At 36.8% G+C, this 8,670-nt stretch carries 7 protein-coding genes and 2 pseudogenes; 4 read left to right on the top strand and 5 right to left on the bottom strand.

What is annotated here, in order from left to right; genetic code table 11:
• Window positions 1-1,136, bottom strand: a pseudogene (locus ACOVO2_RS18400) (alpha-amylase); the annotation flags it as partial.
• Window positions 1,137-1,173: 37 nt separating this feature from the next.
• The gene (locus ACOVO2_RS18395) at window positions 1,174-1,782 is read right to left on the bottom strand and encodes a Maf family protein (protein ID WP_421771379.1); all 609 of its coding nucleotides are present in this window, start codon (window positions 1,780-1,782) and stop codon (window positions 1,174-1,176) included.
• 106 nt (window positions 1,783-1,888) lie between these two features.
• Here ACOVO2_RS18395 and ACOVO2_RS18390 point away from each other — a divergent pair, with 106 nt between their 5' ends.
• From ACOVO2_RS18390 to ACOVO2_RS18375, 4 genes are all read left to right on the top strand, one after another.
• A complete protein-coding gene (locus ACOVO2_RS18390; RefSeq protein ID WP_421771378.1) occupies window positions 1,889-3,730 on the top strand; it encodes a hypothetical protein in 1,842 nt (613 codons plus the stop codon).
• A 263-nt stretch (window positions 3,731-3,993) separates the two neighbouring features.
• Window positions 3,994-4,455, top strand: coding sequence for a MarR family winged helix-turn-helix transcriptional regulator (locus ACOVO2_RS18385; RefSeq protein WP_421771377.1), 462 nt, complete (start codon window positions 3,994-3,996; stop codon window positions 4,453-4,455).
• 52 nt (window positions 4,456-4,507) lie between these two features.
• Window positions 4,508-5,131: a YceI family protein gene (locus tag ACOVO2_RS18380; RefSeq protein WP_421771376.1), complete on the top strand. Its 624-nt coding sequence runs from the start codon at window positions 4,508-4,510 to the stop codon at window positions 5,129-5,131.
• A gap of 102 nt (window positions 5,132-5,233) precedes the next feature.
• Complete coding sequence (locus ACOVO2_RS18375; RefSeq protein ID WP_421771375.1) at window positions 5,234-6,136, top strand: SDR family oxidoreductase; 903 nt, start codon at window positions 5,234-5,236, stop codon at window positions 6,134-6,136.
• 49 nt (window positions 6,137-6,185) lie between these two features.
• On the opposite strand, the gene kynU is transcribed toward ACOVO2_RS18375, so the two are convergent.
• The 3 genes and pseudogenes from kynU to ACOVO2_RS18360 form a co-directional block, all read right to left on the bottom strand.
• On the bottom strand, window positions 6,186-7,460 hold the full coding sequence (gene kynU / locus ACOVO2_RS18370; RefSeq protein ID WP_421771374.1) for a kynureninase: 1,275 nt from the start codon (window positions 7,458-7,460) through the stop codon (window positions 6,186-6,188).
• Window positions 7,457-8,068 (bottom strand): SGNH/GDSL hydrolase family protein, encoded by a 612-nt coding sequence (locus ACOVO2_RS18365; RefSeq protein ID WP_421771373.1) that lies wholly within the window; start codon window positions 8,066-8,068, stop codon window positions 7,457-7,459. The genes kynU and ACOVO2_RS18365 overlap by 4 nt, the downstream gene beginning before the upstream one ends.
• Window positions 8,069-8,350: 282 nt before the next feature.
• Window positions 8,351-8,670 (bottom strand): annotated as a pseudogene (locus tag ACOVO2_RS18360) (amino acid permease); the annotation flags it as partial.

The following is an 8,670-nucleotide window of genomic DNA, read 5'->3' as shown; positions in this document are numbered from 1 at the left end:
AAATCTTTTACTTTCCAGTTGTAGGGCGTTTGACCAGTTTGAAGTACCGAAACTGTGCCACCATAAGTATTTTTTGATGGATAAAGTTTGAGGTCGGGGTAAGTGCTTGCTGAAATTTCAGAATCAAATCTTGGGTCGAGGATTTTTTCACAAAATGGGTCGCCAACGGCCGTTTTTCCATCAATTAGATATTGAAAAGCGTATTCTTTGCCTTTTTCTAAGTTGTTGATAGTGAGCCAATAACGTTCGCCATCGGGCGTTTGATTCATCAAATATCTTGGGTCGATTTGCCAATCGTTGAAATCGCCAATGAGGTAAACAAAACTTTTCTTAGGAGCAAAAAACGAAAACGTGACGGTATTATCATTGATATAATTAATGCCGTCTTTGATATTTGGCGGAAGATTCAAGATATTAAGTTTAGGTTTGATATTAAATTTAATTTCGTCAATTATTTTTTCATTGCCACTTTTGATTTGAAGAAACATATTTTTAGGTGTAGGAGTCATAAAAATTGTTACCGAATCTTTATTTGTAACAAAGGAATTATATAAATCAACATTAGCAGTAAAGGCATCACTGGTTGTATTAAATCCAAAAGTAATTTTATCTGCTTTTTTTGAGGTTTTTATACTGATTTTCAATGACTGATTTTCGTCAAAAAAAGTATTTAAGTCAGGTTCAAGGAGTTTGTAAGCCAATTTATCGTCGAATAAATCCAAAATAAAATCCTCAGTTTGGGCTTTTCCATCGCCACTTTTGAGCAATAATCCAAGTTTTTTAATAGTTCTTCCAACAGGAACTTTGAAATAATCACGAGGTTTTAGTTTGATACTCCATCGGTCGTTGCCCAGCGAAGTCATTCGTCCCATTTCAAACGGAACGCCAAAGTTTGTTTGTCCAGTAGGCTGAAACTCAAAGGCATTATCGGCCGTTCCAGCACCTGACCATAGAAAAACATCAGAAGTTTTTCCCAACAAACCAGCAACCCGAACATCCTTAGATTGTTTTAAATCAAATGTAATAGTGATTTCTTTGTCACCATTTGGGAAGAAAGAATCTGTAGTAACAGCTTGACTAAAAGACTGTTGTAGTACAAAAAGCAGCAGTGTGCATTGTAGTAGAATGCGTTTCATTGTCGTAATAAGATTAAAGTATTTCGTAAAAATACAATTAATTTCTGAGAACATACTTTTCCAGCACCTCATAAACTCGATGAATCGGTAAACCCATTACGGTATAAAACGAACCTTCAATTTTCGGAATCCCTATCATTCCAATAAAATCTTGTACTCCATAGGCTCCCGCTTTATCGAACGGTTTACAACGCTCAATGTAATAATCAATTTCCCAGTCGCTCAATTCCTTAAAATGTACATACGAAGTATCAGCAAAACCGATGGTTTCATCGGAGGTCATTACACATACGCCCGTAATCACTCGATGAACTCGTCCGCTCAACATTCTGAGCATTTCTTTGGCTTCGGAGTAGTCGGCGGGTTTATTTAAGATTTTGCTCGGCCTGACAAGGCTTTTTTCATTTTCTTGGTCAACAACAACTACCGTATCGGCACAAAGAATAATTTCGTCTTGAAGGTTTTCTCTGAAACATTCGGCTTTTGTGCGAGCCAAGAAAACTGGTACTTCTTCAACGGGCATTTCTTCCGAAAAACTTTCATCCGTTGGTATCACTTTTACCGTAAATTCATAGCCAGCATTGTGCATGATTTCACGGCGACGTGGCGAGTTGGATGCTAAAACTAATGGTTTTGATAATTTCATTCTTGATTGCTATATTTTCAAGTGGCGAAATTCGTTATTTTTAGCCAATTATCAGTCTTAATTTTAAATTTAAGTCCGATTCAATGAAAAATTGTTAAATTGAGACATGAAGTATTTGTTTATCATATTTGTTTTGTTTTTGAGTCCAGCTTTGGCCCAAAAAAGCCTATCTGATAGCCTCGATAGCGGAAAATCTGTTGAGGATAGCATCATGTATGCGAAGCTAAAACAAAAAATGAATAAGAGTAAAGTTGGAAAAAGTATCTACGGAGCGGTATTTCGGGATGTTTATAATTCTAACCAAAACAAAGAAATCAAGGAAATTGAGGTAAATCCGTTTGAAAAGTATGATGGAAAAGTAATCGGAAAAATTATTATCAAGAAACTCGAAATTTTTGGCCCAAGTGTCAATGATACTACTCGAAAAGGCTCGAAAATTGAACATTTTGCCAGTAAAAGTTTTCACTACAATACCCGTGAAAAAGTTATCCGTCAGTCATTTTTATTGTTCAAAGAAGGAGATAAGCTCAATCCACAAATTTTAAAAGATAATGAGCGTTTACTTCGTGCTAACCCAATCATTCATGATGCTCGTATTTACATCATTGAGCGTCCGGAAGTAGATTGGATGGTTGATGTTTTGGTGATTACGCAAGATGTATGGTCAATAAATTTTGATGTTTCGGGCGATAGCTTCCGAAACTTTGGCTTCGGAGTGGAGGAAAAAAACTTTCAAGGTCGAGGTCATTCGTTTCTGAATAAAGTCACCTGGCGAGCTGACGACCCATATCAGCGTTTGGGTTGGCGAAGTATTTATACAATTCCGTACATTGGAAGTAGTTTTGTTTCGGGGCAGCTGAAACTCATCAATGAGCGAGATTTGGCTCAATATTCAGCACAAATTTATAGACCATTTCTAACAGTAGAAACCCGAAATGCGGGTTCTGCCGAATTAGGCTATACTCGTGTGCGTGAATACAAGAAGCTAATAATCAACGATATAGATAGTGCATTAACTTATAAAGTAAGCTATTTTTACTCTGATGTTTGGTACGGTCGTGCATTCAGACTTGACCCGACTCAGCGAAATAAGCAATTAGTTTTGGCACTAAGAAGAAGTAGCTTTGAACACCGAAAACGCCCCGAAGTAAGTGCCGATACTAATAAGATTTATTGGAATCGTACGAACTGGTTAGCCAGTATTGGGTATTCTAATCGAAATTATCAGCGTGATTTTTTGATTTATGGTTTTGGTCGAACCGAAGACGTTCCCGTCGGAAATCTATTTTCTTTTACGTTAGGAACCGAAAATACTGAGTTTGGTAACCGTGGATATGCAGGAATGCAGTTTGCTAAAGGAAAATACTTACCAGCCGAAAAAGGATATTTATATGTTTTGGCCAATGCGGGCACATATCTTAAACAGAAAAAAACGCAGCAAGGTATTTTGGGTTTTCAAGGTTTTTATTTCAGCCCACTCATGAAAGTGGGTAAATCTCAAACTCGGCAATTCATAAACTTGGGTTTCACTTACGGAATCAATCGAGATGCACTCGATTACCTAAATATAAGTGGTAGAGAAGGTATTTTAGGCGTAAATAGCGAAGGCCTTAGAGGTGATAAAAGGTTGACACTCGGCTACGAAACTGTTTTGTTTTCTCATAAGAGTATCTTCGGATTTAGGGTTGCTCATTTTGCATTTGTGAATTTAGGTATGGTGAGTTTGAAAGGAAGCTTGCTCATTGACAGCAAAATATATCAAGGATATGGCATTGGTTTTAGATTAAGAAACGAGAATCTCACGATAAGCACTTTTCAAGTTCGTTTAGGATATTACCCAAATATTCCAGACATTTCTAATGCTTTCAGATTCGCTTTTGATACTTCGCAACCGCTCAAACTACGTGATTTTGATATTTCGGCTCCGTCAATTATTCCATTGAGATAATTTCGTTTTTGGTCGGCATAATTCTACCAATAACTTAAAAATCTAAAAGTTTTTTTAGATTTTTTTTAATATCTTTTTCTTCGTTAAATCTCTCATTATCAGCGTTTTTGTTGATAAAAATAAGCATTTTTAAATATTTTAGTAAAGAATTTTAAAGTTTTTTCTGAAAACATTGAACTAAAAATAATCAGTCGTTGTATTATATGTATAGACATATATTGTCAATGTATTATATTTGCATTGAACTAAATAAAAATATAATTATGTCAATCGAAAAAGATATTAAACAACAAAAGCCATTTAAGAGTAAGTATCAGAAAGTGGTTGTAAATATAATGTACACGTCCAATTGGATGAGTTCGGAGCAGCAAGGTTTACTAAAACCATTCGATTTGTCGGCTCAACAATACAATGTATTGAGAATTTTAAGAGGACAGTACCCAAATCCGATTACGGTCAATGGTATTATTGAACGTATGCTCGACAAGATGTCGAATGCTTCAAGATTAGTTGATAAACTTTTATTGAAAGGCTATGTGTCGAGATGCGATAATGCCGCCGACCGACGAGCTTGTGACATCAGAATAACAGAATCGGGTTCGCAAGTGTTGAAACAAATAGATGAAATACAGGCTACTTGGGAAAAAAGTAATCATTTTTTATCAGATGAAGAAGCCGAAACGCTAAGCCGTCTTTTGGACAAGCTGCGTGGAAGCGAAGATTAACAGTGCAATTTATTATTTAATTATATTTTTTTAATTCTAATTTAGTTCAAAAATGAAAGTTGTTAAAAATTTAATGGTAGTAGCTTTAGCTGCTTTAGTGAGTGTTTCAGCGATTGCTGGTGGTGGTAAAAAAGGAACGGTAGCTGCGGCTCCTGTTGCATTGAAAGTGGATACAAAAGCAAGTACTTTTAACTGGCTTGGTAAAAAAGTTACTGGTGAGCACAATGGTACAATCGGTATCCAAAGTGGTAGCTTAGTTGTAAATGGTGGAAAATTACAAGGTGGTGAGTTCACGATTGATATGAAATCAATCAAATGTTTAGATTTGACAGATGCTGGTTACAATGCAAAATTAATCGGACACCTAACAACTCCTGATTTCTTTGATGTAGCAAAATACCCAACTGCCAATTTGAAAATCAAAAAAGCAACTTCAAAAGGCAATGGTAACTATGATGTAACTGGCGATTTAACAATCAACGGTGTTACACAACCAATTACATTCCCTGCGGTTGTAACTGTTGATACAAAAGGTGCTACTGCAACTGCTAAATTTGAAGTTGACCGTACGAAATTTGGTAGCAAATATGCTTCAAAATCTTTCTTCGATACAATCGGTGACAAAATGATTAACGACAACTTCCAAGTTGATGTTAAAATTGTAGCTGCTAAATAATTTTAGTGATATTTTTTCTTAAAAAAGCCACAGATGATACAATCATTTGTGGCTTTTTTGTTTTAGATTTACGCATTATTCAACATCAAAAATCAAATAATAATGGCGTATAACGAACCTATGCTCAGAGATGGAGCTTTAGATGGAAAAACTTTTATTGTGACTGGCGGAGGAACCGGACTTGGCAAATCAATGTCGAAATATTTTCTCGAACTCGGTGCAAATGTAGTGATTACAAGTAGAAAATTGGCCGTTTTGGAAGAAACCGCCCACGAACTCGGACAAGCAACTGGTGGTAAAATTCTGCCAATTGCCTGCGATGTAAGAGACTATGGAGCAATCGAAGCCATGAAAGATAAAACTTTGGCCGAGTTTGGACAAATCAATGGTTTGTTGAATAATGCCGCAGGAAATTTTATTTCGCCAACCGAACGACTTTCACACCGTGCCATTGATACAATTGTTGATATTGTGCTGAAAGGAACATACTACACAACGCTCGCGTTAGGCAAACATTGGATTGAACAAAAGCAAGCAGCAACTGTGCTGAGTATCGTAACTACTTATGCCTCAACTGGCTCGGGTTATGTTGTGCCATCGGCAATGGCAAAATCGGGTGTTTTAACAATGACCCGAAGTTTGGCCGTTGAGTGGGCAAAATACGGAATTCGATTCAATGCCATCGCACCCGGTCCATTTCCAACCAAAGGTGCTTGGGATAGACTTTTTCCAGTAGAAGCTTTTCCTCCACATCTCCGAGAACGCTTCTCTGACCACGGAAATGTACCAATCAAACGAGTAGGCGAGCATCAAGAATTAGCCAATTTAGCGGCTTATTTGATGTCAGATTTTTCTTCTTATATCAACGGCGAAGTAATAACAATTGATGGGGGCGAATGGATAAATGGAGCAGGAGAATTTAATCACCTCAACGAAATTCCGACTGATATGTGGGATGTAATTCAGGCGGCAATTAAATCTAATACACGAGCTAAGAAAGAGTAATAAATGTTTTCACAGGATAGGGTTTGCATACCCTATCCTATGAAAAAAATTATACCACAGTTAGTTTTTCATCTCCAAAACGCTCAAACTCCTTAGTTTCTAGGATTTTTTTGATGCGAATAACCGTCTGGAATATTTCTTCAAAGGTATTGTAAAGTGGTGCAATACCAAGTCTAATATTGTTTGGCGGACGAAAATCTGGAATAATACTTGGCGAACCATCGACTGGTTCTATCATGGCTCGGTTGATCTTGTACCCTTCTTGGTGTTGAATAGATATATGCGAACCTCGTTCGTCGGTATTCACCGGTGAAGCAATTGAGAAACCAAGTGGTTGTAAAAGATTTTCAACTAATTCTATCAAAAAACTACTTTGAGCAACACTTTTTTCTCTCAGATTTTGTATTCCTGCCTCAATCATTACATCTAATCCTGCTTCTATTGCTGCCAATGAAAGCACCGAAGGAGTACCTGTGGCAAATCGTTGAATATCATTCTTTGCCTTATAATCCAGCGTAAAATCAAAAGGTTTATCATGGCTAAACCATGCCCAAATTGGGTTGGAGAGTTTTTCTTGTAAATCTTTTCTGACATACAAAAATGCAGGAGCTCCCGGCCCACCGTTGAGGTATTTGTACGTACAACCCACGGCCATATCGGTACCAGATTCATTGAGATTTACTGGTACTGCTCCCGCCGAATGGCTCAAATCCCACAAAACTAAAGCACCTTTTTTGTGTGCTAAGTCATTGATTTTCTGCATATTATATTTATATGCACTCTTGAAAACTACATGACTTAGTGTCAGTAAGGCTGTATTTTCGTCTAAGGCTTGCTCTATGGCTTCATCACTGATGCTTATTTCATCATTACTCTTGATAATTGAAAGTGTATGATTCTTGAATTGCTGTTCTATCAAACCCTGCAAAACATAAATGTCAGTCGGGAAATTGAGTGAGTCAGTGATGATTTTGGTTCTATTCTCTTGAAAATTGAGGGCTGCAAAAGCCAGTTTATAGAAATTGATGGAGGTGCTATCGCCCACAAAAATCTCATCGGGTCTTGCTCCTACGATTTGTGCAATTTTAGCTGCAACTTTGTTCGGTAGTTCAATCCAATGTTCGTTCCAGCTTCTAATCAATCTTTTTCCCCATTGATTTTGAATAAGATTAGTGCTGAGTTCGAGGGTTTTCTTGGGCAATCTTCCCAGAGAGTTTCCATCTAAATATATTTCTTCACCTATTTCAAATTGATTTCTGAAATGAGCGAGTTTATCATTTTTATCGAGTTCGAGTGCTTTCTGCTTAAAATTTTCTATTGTCATTTCTTTATTTTCTTCAATAATTCGGGTGAAATTTTTTCAACCCATTGCTGATACATTTTTCCAGAAGGATGAAGAGCATCTGTGGCGATAAGCGTTGCGTCGTTTAGTGCTTGGCGAGAAATCGGTGTAATATCAATATACAAAATTCCCTTTTTCTCGGTTTCTTCTTTTTTTACTTTATTGAATAAATCAATCTGCTCCGAAATCGTTTTATTTTGTCCCTTTCCGCCAAATGGCGTTACACCCCAATCGGGAATTGATACCACAAAAACTCGCTCGGGTTTATTTCCTGCAAACTTGAGAGCTGTTTCGAGTAAATCAATAAACTCAGTTCGGAACTGCTCGAAGCTTCGCCCTCGATATTGATTATTTACACCAATTAGTAAAGAAACCAAATCATAGGTTTTAGTGATATTTTCAGAAATAATTTTTTCTTTTAATTCATCAGTTGTCCAACCTGTGCGGGCAATTATTTGAGGTGAACCTACTTCTACACCACTTTTGGTGAGACTTTTACTCAACTGAACAGGCCAGCGTTCGTTTTCTGCAACACTTTCGCCGATTGTGTAGCTATCGCCCAGAGCTAAATAGGATAAGCCGTTTGTCATATTGTTTGATTGTGAATTGATATTCTGTGAAGAACTTTCACATGAAAATAGGAAAAGAAAAATAATTGATAGGAGGTATTTCATAAGAATAAAAGTGATAAGGTTAAGTTGAATTATCTTTTTACTCGTGATTTGACCCCGTAGGGGTCAGATATTGGTAGAAGTTAATGACCTGCTATCAATATGCAACCCCTAATGGGGCCGAACAGAATCACGAACTAAAACAATTAACTTTTTCCTATTGAATGTTCGTTTCTTATACAAACGAATATCAATACCAACTTAGATTTCAATATCCTTGTTTTTCTTTTTTCCTAAAAAGGTAATTAAATAATAAATTATTGATAAGACCACCAAAAAAATAGCGAGACTACTCACCTCTTTGATTGCTAAATTAGATAAAAACCACAGAATAGAAATTGCTGCCAGAATAGGAATAGTGATGCCCGCAGGAAGTCGGAATCCATCAGTCTTACCATTTTCATTGAGTCGAAGCTTGATAGTTGCCAAAACAACACCCAAATAGACAGTCAATAACGAAGCACTCGCAATAATGGCCAATTCTTTAAAGCCGCCCGAGATGGAGAAAATAAAATCTAATG

It is taken from the genome of Emticicia sp. (genome assembly GCF_049241225.1).
Classification (GTDB): Bacteria; Bacteroidota; Bacteroidia; order Cytophagales; family Spirosomataceae; genus Emticicia.
This window is presented reverse-complemented; position numbering and strand designations above follow the sequence as displayed.